Source organism: Leptotrichia sp. SK-5 (assembly GCF_055387215.1).
Window position 1 is genome coordinate 658,223 of sequence record NZ_AP028931.1, and the last position, 19,868, is coordinate 678,090.

Consider the following 19,868-nt stretch of genomic DNA (forward strand, 5'->3'; position numbering starts at 1 on the left):
TACAATAGGAAAGGAGCGGGATTGTTTCAACAATCTCAAACAAATAATGACAGGAAATGAAATAAGAAAAAGTTTTGTAGATTTTTTTAAATCAAAAGAGCATAAGCATTTTGAAAGTGCATCGCTTATACCAGACGATAAGAGCTTATTGCTGACTGTAGCAGGGATGGTACCGTTTAAGCCATTTTTCTTAGGGGAAAAGGAGGCTCCGTTTAAAAGAATTACTACTTATCAAAAATGTATTAGAACTAATGACTTGGAAAATGTAGGAAGAACGCCTAGACATCATACATTTTTTGAAATGTTGGGAAATTTCTCATTTGGAGATTATTTTAAAAAGGAAGCTATTGAATGGTCTTGGGAGTATATAACGAAAGTTTTGAAACTGGAAGAGGACAGACTTTGGGTGTCTGTGTATAAAACAGATGATGAGGCTTATGAAATCTGGAACAAGGAAATTGGAGTGCCGGCAGAAAGAATTGTTAGGCTTGGAGAAGAGGACAACTGGTGGGCGGCAGGACCTGTGGGATCTTGCGGGCCTTGCAGCGAGATTTATTATGATACTCAGAATATGGGGAAAAATAATGAAGAAGCTGACAGAAAGCCAGGAGATGATGGAGATAGATTTTTAGAAATCTGGAATTTGGTATTTACTGAATGGAACAGGCTTGAAGACGGTTCTCTTGTGCCGCTTCCAGAAAAAAATATTGATACAGGGGCAGGACTTGAGAGAATTGCTTCAGTTGTACAAAACAAGGATAACAACTTTGATACTGATTTATTTACAAATATTACAAAAGGGATAAAATCTGTACTTGAAATTCAAGGAAATGAAAGCGAGGAAGCAGTAAAAATTATTGCCGATCACGTTAGAGCCTCAGTATTTTTGATTGGAGATGGAGTGTTACCATCAAACGAAGGGCGTGGATATATTTTAAGAAAAATTATAAGACGTGCTTTTGGAGCCGGAAGTTCTGCAAAACAGAAGGTTTTTGAAAAAGAGGATATATTTCTTTACAAATTAGTGCCTTACGTTCTTGAAACAATGAATGAAGCATACCCAGAATTAGCTGAAAAGCAGGAATATATCGAAAAAGTTATAAGACTGGAAGAAGAAAGATTTGCAACAACTTTGAAAAATGGAACTGAAATGCTGGAAGAAGAAATTCAGAAATTAAAAGCAGAAAATCAGAAGGAATTACCAGCTGAACTGACTTTCAAACTGTATGACACTTTTGGATTCCCGTTTGAACTTACAAAATTAATCTTGGAAAATCAAGGATTTGAAGCATCAGAAGAAGAATTTGAGAAAAAACTGGCAGAACAGGTACAGCGTTCGAAGGACAGCAGAACAACAATTTCTGATATGATAAAAGATGAATTTATAGATGAATTTTTTGAAAAACATGGGAAAACAGAATTTACTGGATATTTACAAAATTTTGAGGAAAAAAGCACGCTTTTACATATTGCCAAAAGTGAAGGAATTTCAGGATATGAGATGATTTTTGACAAAACTCCGTTTTATGCTGAATCTGGAGGACAAGTTGCTGATACGGGAATTATTACTTCTGGAGAATTTGAAGGAAGAGTTGTAAATGTGGTTAAAAAACACGATGTCTTTATTCATCAGGTTGAAATCACAAGGGGAATTGCTCCAGCTGTAGGTGTAGAGGTGAAAATGCAAATTGATGTAAACCGTAGAAAAGATATTCAGAGAAATCATACAGCTACACATATTTTACACAAAGTTTTAAGAGAAAATCTAGGAACACATGTAGAGCAGTCTGGATCGCTTGTGGATGATGAAAAATTAAGATTTGACTTTTCACATTACGAAGCAATCAGTCCAGAAATGATTGAAAAAATTGAAAAAGGTGTAAATGACATTATTTTATCAAATTTACAAGTAAAAATAAATTATGAAAATATTGAAGATGCAAAAGCAAGAGGAGCGATGGCATTATTTTCAGACAAATATGGAGATATAGTTCGTGTTGTGGAAATTGACGGATATTCAATTGAACTTTGTGGGGGAACACACGTTAAATCAACTGGAGAAATAGGATTATTCAATATCGAGTCTGAAAGTGGAATTGCTTCAGGAACACGTAGAATTACAGCTACAACTGGATATAAAAGTCTAAATTATGTGAATAGGCTTGAAGATAAAATAAAGGAAATATCTGATATTTTTAGAACAGACGAAAAAAATGTTGTCGATATTATCGAAAAATATATTGGAGATATGAGAGCGGCAGTAAAAGTGCATGAGGAAATGCAAACAAAACTTGTAAAATATGAAATCAATGAAATGCTTGAAAATGTTGAAGCAGTAAATGGTGTGAAAGTACTAAAATCTTCATTTGAAGATAAAAATGTTGATGAACTGAAAGAGATTGTAGACAGAGGAAAAGAAAAAATGCAGTCTGGAATCATCATTTTGGGAACAAATAACAATGGAAAGGCAGTTTTTGTAGTTGGAGTTACAAAAGACTTGATTTCAAAAGTGAAAGCTGGAGAAATAGTAAAAGTTGCAGCGCAGGTTGCTGGAGGGAACGGTGGAGGACGTCCTGACTTTGCACAGGCTGGTGGAAAAGATGGAAGTGCTGTAAAAGAAGCTGTTGAAAAAGCATTTGAATTTGTAACTGAAAAATTATAGTGAATCTACTTTATAACCATACAGGTTTAGATTTGTACTAAAACAGATATTATTTAGTAAGGGGGTAATCCCCCTTACAAGACAATCTAAAATTATATTTTATTAAGTCTATAAAATGTTAAATTGTTTAAGAAATGAGAAATAAAAAATGAAAAAATTTATTGGATTGGATGTGGGAGATGTCAGAATTGGAGTTGCAAAATGCGACCCTTTGGGAATTCTTGCGACTGCTCTTGAAGTGATTGACAGAACAAAGACAAATCCTGTTGAAAGAATAAAGGAAATACTAGATGATGAAGGCACAAAAAAAGTTGTTGTGGGAATGCCAAAGAGCCTTGATGGTACGAAAAAACGTCAGGTGGAAAAAGTAGAGGAATTTGTGGAAGAGTTGAAAAAGAGTATTCCAAATATTCAGATTATCTTTGTGGATGAGCGTTACACAACAACAGAGGCTGAGCATTATCTAAAAAACTATTCCAAAAAGAATGGAAAAGAACGTAGAAAAGTAGTAGATATGGTTGCAGCGTCAATAATTTTGCAAAAATATCTTGATACATTGTCTTAAAAAGTCTAAATGTAAAATTTTTAATACTATAAAAGTTGATGTATTTTAAAATAAGCAAAATTTCATTAAAAGAAAAATAGGTGTTTGAGCTTTTGGAATAAATTTTGAAATGTATTTAATTATTTATATTAAAAATAATTAAAATTGAAAAGCGAGTTCTATTTTTCTTTTATAAGAAAGTTTTGCGTAAAGCCGGGATGCAAGGACATGGCGTTTGATGTCCTTGCTTAAATAAAACTTAAAAAGTAATAAAAATATATTTATTTTAAAATATATTAAACATATTTATAAGAATAGATATTTAAATAAAAAAAGAAAGGATGAAAAAATGCAAAATAAAAAATCACATTATATTTGGTTACTTTTAGTAATTTTTGTTCCAGCTCTTATTTTGTACTTTAATAAAGTAAAACTGGGACTTGATTTACGTGGTGGAACATCAGTTGTATTACAGGCACAGGGGAAAATAGAGGCTGATACAATGAGTAAAGTTAGAAATATTATTGAAAGACGGGTAAATAGCATTGGAGTTGCTGAACCTGTTATTCAGCTTAGCGGAAATGATAAACTGATAGTGGAGCTTGCGGGGATAAAAGATCCTCAAAAGGCTATTGAACTGATTGGTACGACAGCAAAACTTGAGTTTAGAATAAAAAATAAGGATGGTTCTTACGGGCCTGTTTTATTGGAAGGTTCTGCATTAAAGACAGCAGGAGTTTCTAGAGATCAGGTTGGGATGCCTTCTGTAAGTTTTGAATTAAATTCACAAGGAGCAAATACTTTTGCTAAGATTACAAGGGAGAATATAGGAAAACAGCTGGCAATAATGCTTGATAACAAAGAACAGTCAGCACCTACAATTAACAGTGAAATTAACGGAGGAAGTGGAATTATAACTGGAAGATTTTCAATCGAAGAAGCCAATAATCTAGCAAATCTGTTAAAATCAGGGGCATTGCCTGTGGAAATTAAAATTGTTGAAAATAGAACGGTTGGAGCAACACTTGGAGTAGATTCTATAAGACAGACTGGAATAGCTGGGCTGATTGCCTTAGGTGTAATTTCAGTATTTATGATTGCTATTTATAAAATACCGGGAATTGTTGCGGATATTGCGCTTTTAATAAATGGAGTTCTAGTTTTAGGACTGCTTAGCGGTATTGGTGCGGCTTTGACGCTTCCTGGGATTGCAGGATTTATCCTTACACTTGGTATGGCAGTTGATTCAAATGTAATTACTTATGAGAGAATAAAGGAAGAATTACGGCTTGGAGAATCGCTTCACGATGCGGTTGAAAGAGGTTATGAAAATGCTTTTCCTGCCATAATTGATGGAAATATAACAACATTACTTGTGGCAGCGGTATTGTTCTTTCTTGGAACTGGTCCGATTAAAGGATTTGCTGTAACATTGTCGCTTGGGGTAGTGGCTACTGTAATTACAGGAGTATTTGTTTCAAAAGTAATATTAAAGTTATTTATAAAAATATTTAATATAAAAAGAGAGCAGTTGTTCTGGAAAGGAGCTTTGAATGAAGATTAATTTAAAAGTAATAGAGCGTAGAAAACTTTATTTGGGAATTTCGGCAGTAATGGTTATAGTTTCGCTAGTTTCATTATTTGCAATAAAGTTAAATCTTGGTGTAGATTTTAAAGGTGGAGAATTAATTCAGTTAAAATATGAGAAAAAAATTGACCAGAATGCAGTAAACAGTACATTAAGTGGTTTAGTTGGAGAAATACCACAAATGAAAGCTAAAAGAGTGCAATTTTCAGACACAGATAATACTGTTATTATAAGAACTGAACAATTAAAAGATACACAAAAAGCAAAAGTAATGTCAGAATTGAGCCAAAAAACTGGGAAATATGAAGTTGTGAAAAATGAAACTGTAGGTGCCGTAATTGGTAAGGAATTAACATCTAATGCAATTCAGGCATTGTTAATTGGAAGTATTTTGATTATTATTTATATTACAGTAAGATTTGAATTTATTTATGCGGTAGCGGGAATTGTGGCATTAATTCATGATGTTATTATTGCCTTTGGAGTTATTGCAATGCTTAAATATGAGATAGATACACCGTTTATTGCTGCAATTCTTACAATTTTAGGATATTCGATTAACGATACGATTGTTGTATTTGACAGGATTCGTGAAAATATTAAAAGAAATAGAGAAGGTAGAAATAAAGTTACATTATCATTTGGAGAAGTGATAGAAAAATCCATAAACCAAGTTTTTACAAGATCAATTTACACATCATTAACTACGTTGTTTTCTGTAATTGTACTTCTTATTCTTGGTGGAAGCACATTAAAAACATTTAGTATGACTTTATTTATAGGAATGCTTGTTGGAACTTATTCATCAGTGTTTGTAGCAAGTCCTTTGGTTTATATAATGAAAAAAGGTAAAAATGAGCCAAAAGCTAAAGATGTTATAAAAAGCTCTGGTAAAACAGTAAACGGGTATGATGAAAGAGATAAAGTTTTAGTTTAATTAAAAAAGTCGATTTGATGATGCGGATAAAGAAATAAAATGATAAGTTTAGAAGGTGAATTGAAAAATGCGATGCTGGGCAGAAATAAATATAAATAATTTATATAGCAATATTGATGAAATTGAAAAAATTGCGGCAAAAGATAAGATAATAGCAGTTATAAAGGCAGATGCCTATGGACATGGGATGCTTGAAATATGCGATGCTTTGATAAAAAAGGGAATAAAGAACTTCGCAGTTGCGACGAGTGACGAAGCGCTTAAAATTAAGGAGCTTCACAATGATATTACTGTGCTTATACTGGGTCCTGTGGAAAATGAATACATGGATTTAATTGCTGATAAAAATATTTATTTTATGGTGACAGATTTTGAAGAAATAGAATATTTGGAAAAAACTGGGAAACAAAAAGGGAAAACTACAGATGTATTTATAAAGATAGATACGGGAATGGGACGTGTAGGCTTTCAGGAAAGTGAAGTCGAAGATTTGAATAAAACCTTAAAAAATTCTAGCCATATTAATCCAATAGGAATTTTCTCGCATTTTTCATCATCTGATAGCGACAAAGACTATACAAAATTGCAGGAAAGCAAATTTAAAGCAATGTGTGAAAAAATATCAAGTGGGATACCATCAATAAAATACAGACATCTACACAATAGCTTTGGAACTTTGAAGTTTCAAGACAGCATAGAAGATTTTGTAAGAGTGGGAATTATACTTTATGGAGGAGTTACAGATGAGGAAACAGCTCCATATAGATTTAAGCCAGTAATGTCTCTTTTTGCAAAAATTAGCTATATAAAGACATTAAAGGAAGATAGTTTTATAAGTTATGGAAATACTTATAAAGGAAAAGCTGGAAAGACTTATGCTACAGTTTCTATCGGATATGCTGACGGAGTAAGACGTGATTTGTCAAATAAAGGTTATGTTTTTTATAGAGGGCATAAATGTGAAATTGTGGGACGTGTCTGCATGGATCAGCTTATAATTCTACTTCCTGAAAAATTGAAAAATGAGGCTAAAAAAGGCGATGTTGTAGAATTTTTTGGGGAAAATATAAGTGTTGTGGAAGTTGCTGATTTATGCGATACAATTTCGTATGAAATTATGTGTGGAATAAGTCAAAGAGTGCCTAGAATTTATGTAAAAAAATAGGGGTAAAAAAATGATATTAGATATTGGATTTATAGTGTTGTTAGTAATATTTATTATTCTTGGTTATAGAAGAGGATTTTCCTTGGAATTTTTTAATATGTTTAAGTATATTTTTATTATTTTTATAACAAACCATATTTATAAGTTCTTTTTGAACTCAAATAAAATCACACCAAGAAATCAGTTTAAAATATTTATTATTATGGTTTTAATCCAATGTATTGTCTATTCTGCCATTCTAATAATCAATCGAAAATTTTTACAAAGTATAAAAATGAAAAAATTTGATAGATTTTACGGGATGATTTTTGGTATAATGAAAATATTTTTTGTCGCAATCATTGCCTATATTATTGTAATTACAGGCTCTAAATCTAGTAAAAGAATAAAAGACATAAGAGACAAAAGTTTTTCTATACAGATTATGACAAAATATGCATTAAAATTTGCAGATTCTTTTCCAAACTTTATAAAAAGTGACGTTGAAGGATATGTTATAAGTAATAGGGAAAAACAAGTAATAGAGGATGTTCTGAGCAATTACAAAAACATGAAGCCAGATGAATTTGAAAAAAATAAAGTTATTAATTAAACTTCTTAAATTTTAAATTTATGTTGTTTTTATTTACTTAAATATTAAAGAAGTATAAATTTTAAAAGAAAAATAAAAAAGGAAATTGATAAAAATGAAAATAATTGACAGATATATTTACAATTCACTTATATTACCGTCGTTATTTGGAATAAGTATATTTACATTCATTATGATGTTAAATGTGGTAATGGAAGTTATGGAGCGATTGTTTGCAAGTGATTTGCCATTTATATCTATAATTGACTATTTGTTTTATGCTGTACCAGGGGTTCTTGTCCAAACAATTCCAATGGGAGCGTTTTTAGGAGTAATGCTTGTGTATGGTGGGCTTTCTGAAACTAATGAAATCGTTGCTATGGAAGGTTCTGGAATAGGACTTTTTAGAATAATTCGTCCAGCATTTATCTTTGGAGTTATACTTACTCTTATTGGACTTGGACTTGAGCTTTATGTAAATCCACGTGCTCTAAAGAATATAAATGCTCAGACAAAACAAGTTTTAGCTTCAAAGCCAAGTTCATTATCAGAAGAAAAAGTATTTTTAACAAACGAAGAAAAAGGATTTGGATTTTACATTGACGAAGTTAACAATGAAAAAGCTACAGCTAAAAACTTTTTGATTATAAATAAACGTGGAGATAATCCTTATCCAATAGTATTTTTAGCAGAAAATGCAAAATTTGATCCAGGGATAATAAGATTACAGAAAGTAAAAGGATACGCTTTTGAAAAAAATGGAAATAGTCGAGTGTCGGCTGAATATCAGGAGCAAGAAATTCCAATTACAATTTTTTTTAGAGAAGACACAAAAGAAAAGAAAAAGAGCCGTAATGAAATGAATATAAAAGAGTTAAATGAATTTTATAAAAAAAATATAAAAAATCCTGAAGAAAAGGAAGCGGCATTAAAAGCACAAGTGGAAATTTATCAAAGAATTATTGGACCACTTGCGAGTACATTTTTGTGCTGGCTGGGAGTATTACTTTCAGTAGGGCATAGACGAAGTGGAAGAGGAATAAGTTTTGGAATAAGTTTAATAGTTATATTTGGTTATATAGGAATGGCAAGTTATGCAAAAATTATGGTACTAAAGAATAATGTACCTGCAAACATTGCAATGTGGATTCCTAATTTTGTTTTATTTATATTATGTATCTATTTTTCAATAAAGAAATATAAAGGAAATTAACGAAAGGGGGAGTATGAACAAGTTAGATAAATATATAATTGTAAATTATGTAAAAAGTTTTATTCTGGGAATGATGATATTTTTTCTAATATTTTTACTAGCTGAAAGTATTAGTCTTACAGGATGGCTTATGGATGGAAAAATGAAAGGTGGAGATGCCATAAGATATCTTAGATACGGAGTACCTGAAATTATAACAAATACTGCTCCTCTTGGAGTACTGTTAGGAAGCCTTTTATGTATAAGTAAAATGGCAAAACAATTAGAAATTGCAGCGATGAAAACAAGTGGGATAAGTTTTGCAAGGATAGCATTATTTCCCATGATTTTTTCATTTCTAGTAAGTTTAGGTGTTTTTTATTTAAATTATGATGTTTTGGGGAAATCAAATACAAAAAAAGAAAATTTAAAATCATTAAAAATTGATAATAAAGAGCCAGTAAAATCAGAAAAGAAATTCATTTTTGTAAAAATTAACAAAAGTACAGTTCTTTTTAGTGAACATGCGAATAAGAATACTGGAACTATGGAGTTTATTCAAATTTTAAAATTTGAAAAAGGATTTAGTCAGATAAAAAAAATCTACACTTCACCATCAGCCAAAATAAATCCAAAAACAAACCAATGGACTTTTACAGATTTAAAAGAATATGACAGTAAAACGAATGTTACAAAACAGATTGATACAAAGAATTTTAAATTTATCGCATCAATGGACAATATCCTAGCAAGTCCAGTAAAAGCAAAGAATTTGACAATGCCTGAATTACGTGAAAAAGTAGTTTATTTTACACGGGTTGGAGCAGATTCGTTAAATTTGAGAATTGAATTTTATTACAGAATATCATTTGCACTGGCTTCTTTCGTAATGTGTCTAATCGGACTTTCACTAGGAAGTAGATACGTAAGGGGAGGTGCAGCTCTAAATATAGGATTATCTGTAATAATTGGTTACGCCTATTATGGTGTCAGCACGATTTTACGTTCGATGGCAGTATCTGGAGCAGTTCCAATTTATGCGGCATGTTTCATTCCGTTACTTATATTTTTAGTAGTTGGAATAAAATTATTTAAAGATTCTGAATACTAATAAATATTTTTGATTTTTATAAAATGAAGTGATTGTCAATAGGTATTTATATGTTTTTTTTAAGTAGTATAAATCAATTGTTTACATTCTAAAAAATCACAAGATTTCAACGTAATTATCATGGTAATTTTAATAGAAAAAATTAATATTAATTAGAATAAGATAAAAAAGAAGGGAATGGTATGATAGAGAAAATAAAGACAAATAGTGGAATAGAAGTTATTTTTGATAGGCTTGAAAGTATTTCTACCTGCTCGGTTGGTGTATTTGTGAAAACAGGTTCACGAGATGAGAGTGATACAGAAGAAGGAATCTCTCATGTACTGGAACATATGATATTTAAAGGGACTCCTACTAGAAATTATTTTGAAATTTCTGAAGAAATTGACTATCTTGGGGCAAATGTGAATGCACATACGACTAAAGAAGAAACAGTTTTTTATATAAATGCCTTAACACAGTTTCTGGGAAAATCTGTGGATATTTTGTTTGACATTGTTACAAATTCTACGATTAATGAAAAGGAACTGGAAAAAGAAAAAGATGTAATTGTAGAAGAAATTAAGATGTATAAGGATTCGCCAGATGATCTGGTATTTGAAATGAATTATGCTGACAGTATAAATGGGCAATATGGAAAGCCTATTATTGGTACAGAAGCTAGTGTAAAAGGCTTTACTGCAGATGAAATCAGAAAATATTATAAGGAAAGATACACAAAAGATAATATTTTAATTGTTGTTTCTGGAAATTTTGATAAAAATGAGATTATCCAGAAGATTGATCAGTATTTTTCAAAACTAGGCGATAAAAAGACTGATAGACGTGATAAAATAGATTTTTCATTTAATACTGGAAAGAAAATAGTCACAAAGGATATAAACCAGGTTAATATCTGTATTTCTCATCAAAGTGAAGACTACAACAGTAAAAATAAAATATACACGGATATTTTAGCAAATATTATTGGCGGTTCAATGAGTTCCAGACTTTTTCAGGAAATTCGTGAGAAAAACGGACTTGCCTATTCTGTATATACATATAATCAATATTATTTATCAGGAGGCTTGACATCGACATACATTGGAACGAATCTGGAAAATTATGAAAAGGCAATAGAAATAACACTTTCAGAGTTTAAAAAGTTACGTGAAAATGGAGTAACAGAGGATGAACTTCAGAAGGCAAAAAATAAATATATGAGCAGGATTGCATTTGCAATGGAAAATCCACGTTCGAGAATGGGAATTTTGGGAAATTATTATATTAGGAAAAATGAAATTCTAGATTCTGAAAAGATGAAAAATGAAGTCAATGCAGTAAAACTTGAGGATGTAAATAATTTTGCAAAAACTAAATATTTGACGGAAAATATTACAGTTTTGGGGAATATTAAATAAAAATAAGAAAATAGGAGAAAAAAATGTTTCAAAGTCAAAAATTAATTGATCGAATGAAAAATAGTATTTTTCGGATGGATAAAATGATTTTATTAATAGTATACGCTCTTGTAACAATCAGTACAGTATTTGTGTATAGTGCAACAAGACAAAACGGAATGGTTATAAAAAATATTTTGTGGATTGGGATAGGTTCAGTATTATTATTTATTTTAGCATCTATTGATTATAAAATTGTAAAAAGATATATTTGGCATATTTATGGAATTGGTGCGACTTTATTATTAATTGTACGATTTGCTGGGAAAAAAACTTTAGGAGCACAGCGTTGGATTTCAATAGGACCATTTCAATTACAGCCCTCTGAATTTGTAAAAGTATCAATTATTATTATTATAGCTTACTGGATTGCAACAAAATATAAAAATGGAATTAATAATCTAACAGAGATTGTGGGAGCAATTTTACCCTCATTACCACTTATTTTATTAATTTTGATACAGCCTGATTTGGGAACAACATTAATAATAGTTTGTGCATTTGTATTTATGATTTTTTTGTATGGTGCAAATATGAAACCGATTTGGATAATAACAATAGTAGTTATGTTGTCAGTTTATCCAGTTTACAGGTTTGTACTGAGTGATTATCAGAGAACACGGGTAGAAACATTTTTACATCCTGAAACTGATAGAAAAGGAAGCGGATGGCATGTAATACAGTCAAAAATTTCAGTTGGAGCAGGAGGAGTATTAGGAAAGGGGGTTTTACAAGGAAGTCAAAGTAGATTAGAATTTTTACCAGAAGCACAGACAGATTTTATTTTTTCAGTATTATCTGAAGAATTGGGATTTGTAGGGTCTTCACTGGTATTATTGCTTTATTTTGGACTAATTTACGAAATAATGCGAATAGCTCGAATTATTCAAGATGACTTTGGGAAACTTATACTCTATGGGCTTGCAGGAGTAATATTCATGCATGTAATTGTAAATGTTGGGATGACAATCGGACTTGTACCTGTTACAGGGAAACCTCTATTGTTTATGAGTTATGGTGGAAGTTCCTTTTTGGCATCGTTTATAATGATAGGAATAATTGAAAGTATAAAACTTCATAGTGATTAAAACAGGAGAGAATTTTTGGAAAAGAAAGAAGTTAAGCAAGTTATTGTAGATTCTGAGCTGGAAGGAATGCGGCTAGACAGATATTTGAGAAAACATTTTAAAGATGAATCACTTAGTAGGATTTTCGGAGCAATAAGAGCTGGAGATGTTAAAGTAAATGGAAAAAAATCAAAAGAAAATTACAGGCTTTTATTAGAAGATAAAATTACTGTAAAAAATTTATTTCAAAATAATTATGAAAAGTCACAAAAAACTAAAAATAAAGTAAAAAAATTAGAAATACAAAAAAATGAGATTGAAAAATATAAAAAAATGATTATTTTTGAAAATGAAGATTTTTTCATCGTAAATAAAAAGGAAAAAGTGCCAATGCACAAAGGAACAGGTCATAAATATGGACTTGCTGAAGTTTTTAAAGAAATTTATAAAAATGAAAACATTAATTTTGCAAATAGATTGGATTTTGAAACATCAGGACTTGTCATAGGTTGTAAAAATTTGAAGTTTTTGAGGTATATTTCTGAGAAAATTAGAGAAAATGAAGTTCATAAAAAATATTTTGCAGTTGTTCATAATATAAATAAAGAAAATCAAGATTTTAATTTGAAAAATTTTACAATTGAAAATTATTTGACAACAACAGAAAATAAGGTAGCAGTTTCAAAAAATCCTGTTTCAAAGGAATCAAAACAAAGTATTACACATTTTAAACAAATTAATTTTGATAAATTAAAAAATTCAAAACAAATATTAAATTTATTGGGGAAAAATAGTAAAAATGCAACTCTTCTAGATATTGAGCTGGTAACAGGGCGAAAACATCAGATACGGGTTCAAATCGCAGATCAAGGTTTTCCAATTATTGGAGATAAAAAATATGGTATAAAAGATGGAAGTGACAGATTTTTTCTTTGTTGTTACTTTCTTTCTTTTGATAATTACAAGTTTTCAATTTTTGATAAAGCATTTTTTTAAAAAATATATACAAACAAAGTTGTTTCTAATAAACATGAGGTATTATATAAAGTATTGTAACATCTGTTATTTAATTTTAAACACGAGGTGAAGAAAATGGGATTATTTTCAAGTAGAAAATCAAAAAATAAATATGTAACACTAACATCTAAATCAAAATTGACAGTTGATATTGTAGATGATAATCAGTGGAAAAAATGTAATCAATGTAACGAGATTATTTATAACGAAGATTTAAAAAATAATTTGAATGTATGTCCAAAATGTGGAAATTATTTTAGATTAACGGCATTTGAAAGAATTGAACTTTTAATTGATGAAGGAACATTTATGGAAAAGGATATAACGCTTAATTCAAAAAATATATTAAATTTTCCTGAATATGAAGAAAAACTTGAAGTTGCACGTGAAAAAAGCCGAATGTTGGATGGAGTAATTAGTGGAACTGGAACAATAAACGGAATAGAAGTAAGTATTGCAGCAATGGAATTTAATTTTATGGGTGGAAGTATGGGTTCTGTTGTTGGTGAGCGAATTACAAGGGCTTTGGAAAGAGGGCTTAAAAATAAAATACCAGTTGTAATTGTTTCAAGTTCTGGTGGAGCTAGAATGCAGGAAGGAATTTTGTCACTTATGCAGATGGCAAAAACTTCTGGAGCAGTAAAAAAATTAAATGAAGCAGGAATACCTTTTATTTCGGTTCCAGTTGATCCAACTACTGGAGGAGTAACTGCCTCTTTTGCAATGCTTGGAGATGTAATTATAACAGAACCAAATACTTTGATTGCCTTTGCAGGACCTCGAGTTATTGAGCAGACTGTAAATCAGAAGTTGCCAAAGGGATTCCAAAGAGCAGAATTTTTGTTGGAACACGGAATGATTGACATAATTTCAGAAAGAAAAGACTTAAAAACAACGATTTATAGAGTATTGGAAAAATTAGTGTAAGTTTTAAAATTTTTCAAACGAAAGGATAAAAATATGAGTATAAAAGATGAAATTAAAGAATTGGAAGATAATATAGCCGAATTAAAAAGATTTTCAGCTGAAAGAAACATTGATTTTTCTGCTCAAATAACAGAACTTGAAAAAAACCTCGAAGATAAATATAGAGATTTTGAGGAAAATGAAATGGATGCCTGGAATAGAATTCAAATTTCAAGAAATCCTCAGAGACCATATACTTTGGATTATATAAAGGAATTGACGCAGGATTTTGTAGAACTTCACGGTGATAGGCTTTCAAAGGATGATAATGCCATTGTAGGAGGGCTTGCAACAATTGATGGTTATAAAATAATGATAATAGGTCAGCAAAAAGGAAGAGACATTGAATCAAATATTTTTAGAAATTTTGGTATGGCGAGTCCTGAAGGGTATAGAAAGGCTCTTAGATTAATGAGAATGGCAGAACGTTTTAAATTGCCAATTCTGACATTAATTGATACAGCTGGAGCATATCCTGGAATAGAAGCTGAAGAAAAAGGGCAAGGAGAGGCTATTGCTAAAAATTTAGCGGAAATGTTTGGATTCCGTGTACCAATTGTATCTGTTGTTATTGGAGAAGGTGGAAGTGGAGGAGCATTAGGAATTGGTGTAGCAGACTCAATTTTAATGTTTGAAAATAGTGTATATTCTGTTATTTCTCCAGAGGGATGCGCCTCAATTCTTTTTAATGATTCAACAAAGGCTGCAGAAGCTGCAAAAAGTCTAAGAATGGATGCTATCAGCCTAAAAAGTCTTGGAGTAATAGATGAAATCATAAAAGAGCCTTTAGGCGGAGCACACAGAAACTTTGAAGAAACAGCACAAAATTTAAAAGAAATGGTTGTGAAGGAATTTAAGCGGATAGACAAATTTTCATTAAGGGAATTGCTAAAAAGAAGATATGATAAATATAGAAAAATTGGGGAATTTTTTGAAGAATAAAAATTTAAAATAATTATTTTGGGTTATCATAAGTGATTGATAATCCTTTTTTTTATTTGATCAATTTAGAATTATATACTATTTTCTAATAGGATTTAATATTAGATTATTTTATTTAATAAACATTTTTTGCTATTTTTATTATACCTTTTCTTTATTTATTTTTGTAGAATTGATCATTGCTGTCAATCCTTATCTTGCAGTAAAGATTTATCAAGATAATCAAAATATTTGGCAAGATTGCTACGCAATAACCTATGGCTAGTCTGCGACAATTTTCTGCACTGACAAAAAACTCACGATGCTCAAACAGTTTTGTCATCGCATAAAAATACTCCGACAAATTAATTTATACTATATTTTATTTAAAAAATGAAAAATAAGAAGAGGATATTGATTTTAAGAAAAAGTAGGGTATACTATTAAGGTAAGAAATAAAACAAGAAAAATTAGGAGGAAATTAAAATGGCAACAATGAAAGCTGCAAGATGGCACAATAGAAAAGATGTAAGAGTGGAAGAAGTTGAAGTTCCAGAAATTACAAGAGAAAATCAAATTAAAATAGCAGTAAAATATTCAGGAATATGTGGTAGTGATTTACATGAATATTTAGGAGGACCAATATTTATTCCAGCAAATGCTCCACATCCATATACAAATGAAAAAGCCCCAATCACAATGGGACACGAATTTTGTGGAGAAGTTGTGGAAATAGGAAGTGGAATTACAAAATTTAAAGTAGGAGACAGAGTTACAGTTGAGCCAATTTTAGCAAAAAATGGATTAATTGGGAAATATAATTTGGATCCTAACTTGAACTTTATCGGACTTGCTGGTGGAGGAGGGGGATTCTCTGAATTTGTAGTTGTAAATGAGGATCAGGCTCATAAATTACCAGATGAAATTGATTATGAACAGGGAGCATTGACAGAACCTGCAGCAGTAGCAGTTTATGCAGTTAGACAAAGCAGATTTAATACAGGAGATACAGCAGCAGTTTTTGGGTGTGGACCAATCGGACTTCTTATAATTGACGCATTGAGAGCATCTGGAGCAACAGAAATTTATGCTGTGGAAGTTTCGCCTGAAAGACAGGAAATAGCTAAAAAATTAGGAGCAATAATCGTAGATCCTACAAAAGTGAATGCAGTTGAATTTATAAAAGAAAAAACAAATGGTGGAGTAAACGTTTCTTATGAAGTTACAGGAGTTCCCGCTGTATTACAGCAATCTTTAGAAGTCGCTGAAAAAGATGGAGAATTGATGGTTGTAAGTATCTGGGAAACAGAAGCACCGATTCAGCCTAACGAAGTGGTAATTCAAGAAAGAACAATAAAAGGAGTTATCGCATACCGTGATGTATTCCCTAAAACATTAGAATTAATGAAGCAAGGATACTTCTCAAAAGATTTATTAGTAACAAAAAGAATTAAACTAGAAGATATTGTGAATGAAGGATTTGACGCACTTGTAAAAGAAAAAAGTCAAGTTAAAATTTTAGTATCACCTAAATAATTAATAAAACATAGGGCTACCTGAAACTAGATAGCCCTTTTATATTTTTTATTAATTTACAGATTTATATATTTCTCTAAAGTTTTTTAGTTTTTCATCAAGTTCAGCAATTCCCCATTTTCCATTATCCTTTTCCAAGTAAATTGTTGTTTTCATAGAAGCATACTTATCGGTTTTTTGGAAGGCTTGTTTCATTGAACTAAACATTTTTGTTATTATTTTATCAAAGATTTCGTCTTCTGAGAAATTATTTAGATTTTTCATTTCTTTTTCGTTTAGAAAGTTGTTATTCATTAATTCTGAATATTTTTGTAAATTTGTTGTTACATCTGGCGTTTTTATATTTAATGTTACTTCAACAATATCATTTGTAACATATCTTATTTTTTCAACGTCAATTTTGTTTTTATCCATTATATAATCAAACATATCATTATATAATTCGTTCATTTTTTTCTGAAATTTAAGAGAATTTTTTTGACTTATTGCGGGTAATTGAATTTGTTCATCCATCATTCTGGAAATCATAGATTTCATCCCAATTGATACTGCTCGTTTAATTGAATCATAATCCCTTTTAGCCGCAATCTCAATTTCACTGTTATTTTTTGTAATTTCCTGCTGTGATAAAGTAACGCCTTTCTTTAGAACAACTTTGTAATTGGCTGAGAATAGCTGGATTGAAAGTGTTAGTAGTAGAAAAGTTAGTAGTCTTTTCATAGGTAATCAACTCCTTTTATAATTTTGTTTATGCTAATATTTTAACATATATTTTAAGTTTTTACTATTTTTTATAAAATAAAATATTTTAGATTTTTATACATATCCTAACCAAAATAATTAAATAAGTCAAAAAATAGAAATTTATTTATGTATAAAGAAATAATAAATGAAAAAATTTTTTGTTTGACTTATATTTTCCCACATTGTATAATAAAATATATTTGAAAAAATGAAGAGTCTAAAAATACTGCTTCATAATAAATTGATACGGAAAAGAGGTTAAAATTTATGGAAAACGCTATGAAAAGCTTTGGAGAAAATGTCTTTAGGGACAGTAATTTGAAAAAAAGAGTTTCCAAGGCTGTTTTTAAAGAGTTTAAGGCGTCGCAACTGGGGGAAACTGAATTGTCGAAAGAAACTGCTGAAGTTATTGCAAACGCTATTAAGGACTGGGCGACTAAAAGAGGTGCTACTCACTATTGTCACTGGTTTCAGCCATTAAATGACTTGACAGCGGAAAAGCATGATTCATTTTTGGAACCTACTGAAAATGAGGAACTTATTTATAAATTTTCTGGAAAAAATTTGATAAAAGGTGAATCTGATGCATCTTCATTTCCGAATGGAGGACTTCGTAGCACATTTGAAGCAAGAGGTTATACAATCTGGGATACGAGTTCATATCCATTTATAAGAGAAAATAAAAATGGAGTTACATTGTATATTCCGACAGCCTTTATTTCATTTACTGGTGAAGCGTTGGACAAAAAAGTACCTTTATTGAGATCAATGAAATATATAAGTGGACAAGCATTGAGAGTCTTGCGTGCTTTTGGAAATAAAACTTCTAATCATGTATTTAATACTTTGGGAGTAGAGCAGGAATATTTTCTTGTTAAAAAAGATATGTTTGAAGCAAGAGATGATTTGTTGCTTACAGGAAGAACGTTATTTGGAGCTTCTGCACCTAAAGGACAGGAATTAAGCGATCATTATTATGGAAAAATTAAAGAAAAAGTAATAAACTTTATGAGTGATGTTGACGTTGAATTATGGAAATTGGGTATTCCATCAAAAACAAGACATAATGAAGTGGCTCCAAATCAGTTTGAAGTAGCACCATTATTTTCAGTAGCGAACTTGGCATCGGATCAAAATCAGATAATAATGGAAACTATTGAAAAAACAGCGTTAAGACACGATTTAGTAGCATTGCTTCACGAAAAACCGTTTGCAGGGGTAAATGGTTCAGGTAAACATAATAACTGGTCACTAGGAACAGATGATGGTAAAAATCTTTTCAGTCCTGGAAAAGATATGAAATCAAATACTCAATTTTTAATTTTTGTGGCTGCGGTAATTGAAGCTGTTGACAGATATTACCCGATGTTAAGATATGCGACTGCAACTGCTACAAATGATCACAGACTTGGTGGACATGAAGCACCACCTGCAATTATTTCAGTTTTCTTAGGTGATGAATTGACAACAGTTTTAAGCAATATTGCATATAAAAAAGATGCACCTGTGTCAGAATCATCAAAAGTAAACTTGTCAGTTGATGTACTACCTACATTTAGTATGGATGCTGGAGATAGAAATAGAACTTCTCCGTTTGCATTTACTGGAAATAAATTTGAATTTAGAATGCCGGGATCAAGTTCGACACCTGCAACTTCTGCGGCTGTAATAAATGCAATGGTAGGAAAAGTGCTGTCTGAATATGCAGATAAACTTGAAAAAGCAACTGAAAAATCATTCCCGAAAGTGGCAAATGAGATTATTGCTAATGCATATAAAAAACATCATAGAATAATTTTTAATGGAAATGGATACAGCGAAGAATGGGCAAAAGAAGCTAAAAAACGTGGACTTACAAACGAAGTGGCTTCAAATACTGCACTTAGAAAAATGATAGATAAAGATGTGCTTGAACTAACTCAGGAAGTTGGAATGCTTTCTGAACAGGAATCTATTGCAAGATACAATGCTTATGCAGACAGATATGTAACTCAGTTAAGCATAGAGTCAAGAACATTGATTGACATTGCAAACAAAAATATCTTGCCATCAGGATTAAAATATGCAAATTTATTAGCTGATCATATTGAAAAAAATTCAAAATACGGGAAAGCGTTCATAAAGGAGCAGGAAGAAATCTTAAAAGATGTATTAGCAAATATTACAAGCTTGAGAAAAGAAGTAAAATCACTTGAAAAAGAAATTAATCGAGTAAGAAATGAAAAAGATTTAGGAAAACAGACAGATTTGGCAAAAGAAAAATTGGTAACAGGACTTGAGGCATTACGAATTCCTTGTGATAATTTGGAAAAAGTTATTGATCAAGAATATTGGAGTTTCCCAACTTACACGGATTTATTATTTAAGTTATAGTATTGATAAAAGTGCAGGGGCTTTAAAAGTCCTTG

At 30.7% G+C, this 19,868-nt stretch carries 17 protein-coding genes; 15 read left to right on the forward strand and 2 right to left on the reverse strand.

The genetic code is table 11. The annotated features are described in order from the left end of the window. The first annotated feature begins 46 nt into the window (after positions 1 to 46). From alaS to ACZ5B9_RS03485, 13 genes are all read left to right on the forward strand, one after another. The gene (gene alaS, locus ACZ5B9_RS03425; protein WP_464423364.1) at positions 47 to 2,662 is read left to right on the forward strand and encodes an alanine--tRNA ligase; all 2,616 of its coding nucleotides are present in this window, start codon (positions 47 to 49) and stop codon (positions 2,660 to 2,662) included. Between the two features lie 148 nt (positions 2,663 to 2,810). After that, positions 2,811 to 3,227: a Holliday junction resolvase RuvX gene (gene ruvX, locus ACZ5B9_RS03430; RefSeq protein ID WP_369712583.1), complete on the forward strand. Its 417-nt coding sequence runs from the start codon at positions 2,811 to 2,813 to the stop codon at positions 3,225 to 3,227. A 328-nt stretch (positions 3,228 to 3,555) separates the two neighbouring features. Then, the gene (gene secD / locus ACZ5B9_RS03435) at positions 3,556 to 4,770 is read left to right on the forward strand and encodes a protein translocase subunit SecD (RefSeq protein WP_464423365.1); all 1,215 of its coding nucleotides are present in this window, start codon (positions 3,556 to 3,558) and stop codon (positions 4,768 to 4,770) included. Then, positions 4,760 to 5,731, forward strand: coding sequence for a protein translocase subunit SecF (gene secF, locus ACZ5B9_RS03440; protein ID WP_464423366.1), 972 nt, complete (start codon positions 4,760 to 4,762; stop codon positions 5,729 to 5,731). Before secD ends, secF begins: the two co-directional genes overlap by 11 nt. A 67-nt stretch (positions 5,732 to 5,798) precedes the next feature. Beyond that, on the forward strand, positions 5,799 to 6,896 hold the full coding sequence (gene alr, locus ACZ5B9_RS03445; RefSeq protein ID WP_464423367.1) for an alanine racemase: 1,098 nt from the start codon (positions 5,799 to 5,801) through the stop codon (positions 6,894 to 6,896). 10 nt (positions 6,897 to 6,906) lie between these two features. Beyond that, on the forward strand, positions 6,907 to 7,488 hold the full coding sequence (locus tag ACZ5B9_RS03450; protein ID WP_464423368.1) for a CvpA family protein: 582 nt from the start codon (positions 6,907 to 6,909) through the stop codon (positions 7,486 to 7,488). A gap of 94 nt (positions 7,489 to 7,582) precedes the next feature. Next, positions 7,583 to 8,680, forward strand: a complete 1,098-nt coding sequence (locus ACZ5B9_RS03455; protein ID WP_464423369.1) for an LptF/LptG family permease — start codon at positions 7,583 to 7,585, stop codon at positions 8,678 to 8,680. 13 nt (positions 8,681 to 8,693) lie between these two features. Then, positions 8,694 to 9,770, forward strand: coding sequence for an LptF/LptG family permease (locus tag ACZ5B9_RS03460; protein WP_464423370.1), 1,077 nt, complete (start codon positions 8,694 to 8,696; stop codon positions 9,768 to 9,770). Between the two features lie 182 nt (positions 9,771 to 9,952). Then, positions 9,953 to 11,170, forward strand: a complete 1,218-nt coding sequence (locus tag ACZ5B9_RS03465; RefSeq protein ID WP_464423371.1) for a M16 family metallopeptidase — start codon at positions 9,953 to 9,955, stop codon at positions 11,168 to 11,170. A 23-nt stretch (positions 11,171 to 11,193) separates the two neighbouring features. After that, positions 11,194 to 12,297 (forward strand): rod shape-determining protein RodA, encoded by a 1,104-nt coding sequence (gene rodA, locus ACZ5B9_RS03470; RefSeq protein WP_314292849.1) that lies wholly within the window; start codon positions 11,194 to 11,196, stop codon positions 12,295 to 12,297. Between the two features lie 15 nt (positions 12,298 to 12,312). Beyond that, positions 12,313 to 13,272: an RluA family pseudouridine synthase gene (locus ACZ5B9_RS03475; protein ID WP_464423372.1), complete on the forward strand. Its 960-nt coding sequence runs from the start codon at positions 12,313 to 12,315 to the stop codon at positions 13,270 to 13,272. A gap of 96 nt (positions 13,273 to 13,368) precedes the next feature. Next, positions 13,369 to 14,220, forward strand: coding sequence for an acetyl-CoA carboxylase, carboxyltransferase subunit beta (gene accD / locus ACZ5B9_RS03480; protein ID WP_464423373.1), 852 nt, complete (start codon positions 13,369 to 13,371; stop codon positions 14,218 to 14,220). Positions 14,221 to 14,253: 33 nt separating this feature from the next. Then, positions 14,254 to 15,201, forward strand: a complete 948-nt coding sequence (locus ACZ5B9_RS03485; RefSeq protein ID WP_464423374.1) for an acetyl-CoA carboxylase carboxyltransferase subunit alpha — start codon at positions 14,254 to 14,256, stop codon at positions 15,199 to 15,201. A gap of 154 nt (positions 15,202 to 15,355) precedes the next feature. On the opposite strand, the gene ACZ5B9_RS03490 is transcribed toward ACZ5B9_RS03485, so the two are convergent. Further along, positions 15,356 to 15,523: a hypothetical protein gene (locus tag ACZ5B9_RS03490; protein WP_464423375.1), complete on the reverse strand. Its 168-nt coding sequence runs from the start codon at positions 15,521 to 15,523 to the stop codon at positions 15,356 to 15,358. Between the two features lie 143 nt (positions 15,524 to 15,666). On the opposite strand from ACZ5B9_RS03490, the gene ACZ5B9_RS03495 reads away from it, so the two are divergent. After that, on the forward strand, positions 15,667 to 16,716 hold the full coding sequence (locus ACZ5B9_RS03495) for a 2,3-butanediol dehydrogenase (protein WP_464423376.1): 1,050 nt from the start codon (positions 15,667 to 15,669) through the stop codon (positions 16,714 to 16,716). A gap of 51 nt (positions 16,717 to 16,767) precedes the next feature. Here the strand turns inward: ACZ5B9_RS03495 and ACZ5B9_RS03500 are convergent, their stop codons facing one another. After that, positions 16,768 to 17,436: a hypothetical protein gene (locus ACZ5B9_RS03500; protein WP_464423377.1), complete on the reverse strand. Its 669-nt coding sequence runs from the start codon at positions 17,434 to 17,436 to the stop codon at positions 16,768 to 16,770. Positions 17,437 to 17,727: 291 nt separating this feature from the next. On the opposite strand from ACZ5B9_RS03500, the gene ACZ5B9_RS03505 reads away from it, so the two are divergent. After that, positions 17,728 to 19,833, forward strand: a complete 2,106-nt coding sequence (locus tag ACZ5B9_RS03505) for a glutamine synthetase III family protein (protein WP_464423378.1) — start codon at positions 17,728 to 17,730, stop codon at positions 19,831 to 19,833. Positions 19,834 to 19,868 lie beyond the last annotated feature (35 nt).

Coding starts and splice junctions, on each gene's coding strand:
- rodA (WP_314292849.1), top strand. CDS start 11,194: ATGTTTCAAAGTCAAAAATTAATTGATCGAATGAAAAATAGTATTTTT.
- ACZ5B9_RS03450 (WP_464423368.1), top strand. CDS start 6,907: ATGATATTAGATATTGGATTTATAGTGTTGTTAGTAATATTTATTATT.
- ACZ5B9_RS03490 (WP_464423375.1), bottom strand. CDS start 15,523: ATGACAAAACTGTTTGAGCATCGTGAGTTTTTTGTCAGTGCAGAAAAT.
- alaS (WP_464423364.1), top strand. CDS start 47: ATGACAGGAAATGAAATAAGAAAAAGTTTTGTAGATTTTTTTAAATCA.
- ACZ5B9_RS03465 (WP_464423371.1), top strand. CDS start 9,953: ATGATAGAGAAAATAAAGACAAATAGTGGAATAGAAGTTATTTTTGAT.
- secD (WP_464423365.1), top strand. CDS start 3,556: ATGCAAAATAAAAAATCACATTATATTTGGTTACTTTTAGTAATTTTT.
- ACZ5B9_RS03460 (WP_464423370.1), top strand. CDS start 8,694: ATGAACAAGTTAGATAAATATATAATTGTAAATTATGTAAAAAGTTTT.
- ACZ5B9_RS03505 (WP_464423378.1), top strand. CDS start 17,728: ATGGAAAACGCTATGAAAAGCTTTGGAGAAAATGTCTTTAGGGACAGT.
- ruvX (WP_369712583.1), top strand. CDS start 2,811: ATGAAAAAATTTATTGGATTGGATGTGGGAGATGTCAGAATTGGAGTT.
- alr (WP_464423367.1), top strand. CDS start 5,799: ATGCGATGCTGGGCAGAAATAAATATAAATAATTTATATAGCAATATT.
- ACZ5B9_RS03485 (WP_464423374.1), top strand. CDS start 14,254: ATGAGTATAAAAGATGAAATTAAAGAATTGGAAGATAATATAGCCGAA.
- secF (WP_464423366.1), top strand. CDS start 4,760: ATGAAGATTAATTTAAAAGTAATAGAGCGTAGAAAACTTTATTTGGGA.
- ACZ5B9_RS03500 (WP_464423377.1), bottom strand. CDS start 17,436: ATGAAAAGACTACTAACTTTTCTACTACTAACACTTTCAATCCAGCTA.
- accD (WP_464423373.1), top strand. CDS start 13,369: ATGGGATTATTTTCAAGTAGAAAATCAAAAAATAAATATGTAACACTA.
- ACZ5B9_RS03495 (WP_464423376.1), top strand. CDS start 15,667: ATGGCAACAATGAAAGCTGCAAGATGGCACAATAGAAAAGATGTAAGA.
- ACZ5B9_RS03455 (WP_464423369.1), top strand. CDS start 7,583: ATGAAAATAATTGACAGATATATTTACAATTCACTTATATTACCGTCG.